At 51.6% G+C, this 2,717-nt stretch carries 2 rRNA genes; both read left to right on the forward strand.

Going from position 1 to position 2,717, the window contains the following annotated elements:
* Positions 1-2,520, forward strand: a 23S ribosomal RNA gene (locus tag F6I03_RS09680); the annotation flags it as partial.
* Positions 2,521-2,604: 84 nt separating this feature from the next.
* Positions 2,605-2,717 (forward strand): 5S ribosomal RNA (gene rrf, locus F6I03_RS09685); the annotation flags it as partial.

Raw genomic sequence — 2,717 nt, forward strand, 5'->3', positions numbered from 1 at the left:
AACTAACATTACCAGTATCCTGAGTACGACGGACCACGTGAAATTCCGTCGGAATCCGCCGGGACCATCCGGCAAGGCTAAATACTCCCTAGTGACCGATAGTGAACCAGTACCGTGAGGGAAAGGTGAAAAGCACCCCGGGAGGGGAGTGAAAGAGTACCTGAAACCGTATGCCTACAAGCAGTCAGAGCCCGTTAATGGGTGATGGCGTACTTTTTGTAGAACGGACCGGCGAGTTACGATAGCATGCAAGGTTAAGACGAAGAGTCGGAGCCACAGCGAAAGCGAGTCTGAAGTGGGCGTTGAGTATGTTGTCGTAGACCCGAAACCAGGTGATCTACCCATGTCCAGGCTGAAGGTGCGGTAAAACGCACTGGAGGGCCGAACCCACGTCTGTTGAAAAAGGCGGGGATGAGGTGTGGGTAGCGGTGAAATTCCAATCGAACCTGGAGATAGCTGGTTCTCTCCGAAATAGCTTTAGGGCTAGCCTCGGATGATGAATATTGGAGGTAGAGCACTGTTTGTTCTAGGGGTCCAACAAGGATTACCGAAAACTGATAAACTCCGAATGCCAAATATTTTAATCCGGGAGTCACACTGCGAGTGATAAGATCCGTAGTGGAAAGGGAAACAGCCCAGACCACCAGCTAAGGTCCCAAAGTTTCAGTTAAGTGGAAAAGGATGTGGGGTTGCACAGACAACTAGGATGTTGGCTTAGAAGCAGCCATCATTCAAAGAGTGCGTAATAGCTCACTAGTCGAGTGACCCTGCGCCGAAAATGTACCGGGGCTAAACTGAACACCGAAGCTGTGGATGTCTAAGGACATGGTAGGAGAGCGTTCTAAGGACGGCGAAGCATGATCGTGAGGACATGTGGAGTGCTTAGAAGTGAGAATGCCGGTATGAGTAGCGAAAGACGGGTGAGAATCCCGTCCACCGAATAACTAAGGTTTCCTGGGGAAGGCTCGTCCTCCCAGGGTTAGTCGGGACCTAAGCCGAGACCGAAAGGTGTAGGCGATGGCCAACAGGTTGAGATTCCTGTACTTGTCTGATTTGTTTGAGCAATGGAAGGACACAGGAGGCTAAGCAGAGCGCGGAGATGGAAAAACGCGTCCAAGCAACAAGTCTGATGTTGAGTAAAAGGCTTAACATCCTAAGGATGAGTTGTGACGGGGAGGGAAGTTTAGTACCGAAGCTGCTGATGTCACACTGTCAAGAAAAGTTTCTAGTGAGAATCAGACAACCCGTACCGCAAACCGACACAGGTAGTTGAGGAGAGAATCCTAAGGTGAGCGAGCGAACTCTCGTTAAGGAACTCGGCAAAATGACCCCGTAACTTCGGGAGAAGGGGTGCTGGCCGTCAGGCCAGCCGCAGTGAATAGGCCCAAGCGACTGTTTATCAAAAACATAGGTCTCTGCCAAATCGAAAGATGACGTATAGAGGCTGACGCCTGCCCGGTGCTGGAAGGTTAAGAGGAAGGGTTAGCGTATGCGAAGCTCTGAATTGAAGCCCCAGTAAACGGCGGCCGTAACTATAACGGTCCTAAGGTAGCGAAATTCCTTGTCAGGTAAGTTCTGACCCGCACGAAAGGCGCAACGATTTGGGCACTGTCTCAACGAGAGACTCGGTGAAATTGTAGTACCAGTGAAGATGCTGGTTACCCGCGACAGGACGGAAAGACCCCATGGAGCTTCACTGCAGGTTGATATTGAGTGTTTGTGTGACATGTACAGGATAGGTAGGAGCCATTGAAACCGGGACGCTAGTCTCGGTGGAGGCACAAGTGGGATACTACCCTTGTGACATGACCACTCTAACCCGCGACCATAGATCTGGTCGGGAGACAGTGTCAGTCGGGCAGTTTGACTGGGGCGGTCGCCTCCTAAAGTGTAACGGAGGCGCCCAAAGGTTCCCTCAGAATGGTTGGAAATCATTCGCAGAGTGTAAAGGCAGAAGGGAGCTTGACTGCGAGACCTACAAGTCGAGCAGGGACGAAAGTCGGGCTTAGTGATCCGGTGGTTCCGTATGGAAGGGCCATCGCTCAACGGATAAAAGCTACCCTGGGGATAACAGGCTTATCTCCCCCAAGAGTTCACATCGACGGGGAGGTTTGGCACCTCGATGTCGGCTCATCGCATCCTGGGGCTGAAGTCGGTCCCAAGGGTTGGGCTGTTCGCCCATTAAAGCGGTACGCGAGCTGGGTTCAGAACGTCGTGAGACAGTTCGGTCCCTATCCGTCGCGGGCGTTGGAAATTTGAGAGGAGCTGTCCTTAGTACGAGAGGACCGGGATGGACGCACCGCTGGTGTACCAGTTGTTCCACCAGGAGCAGAGCTGGGTAGCTATGTGCGGCAGGGATAAGCGCTGAAAGCATCTAAGCGTGAAGCCCCCCTCGAGATGAGATTTCCCATACTTTAAAAGTAGTAAGACCCCTGAGAGATGATCAGGTAGATAGGCTGGAAGTGGAAGTATAGCGATATATGGAGCGGACCAGTACTAATCGGTCGAGGACTTATCCAAAGGATAAGATTGTATGAATGGTTGGGAGTTACGAGCAGATTCAGTTTTGAGAGAACAAGCTTTTCTCAACTAAATAAAAAATTGTGCGGTGGTAATGGCAAGAAGGTCACACCTGTTCCCATGCCGAACACAGCAGTTAAGCTTCTTAGCGCCGAATGTAGTTGGGGGTTGCCCCCTGTGAGACTAGGACGCTGCCG

The organism is Aerococcus sanguinicola, assembly GCF_008726925.1.
Lineage (GTDB): Bacteria > Bacillota > Bacilli > Lactobacillales > Aerococcaceae > Aerococcus.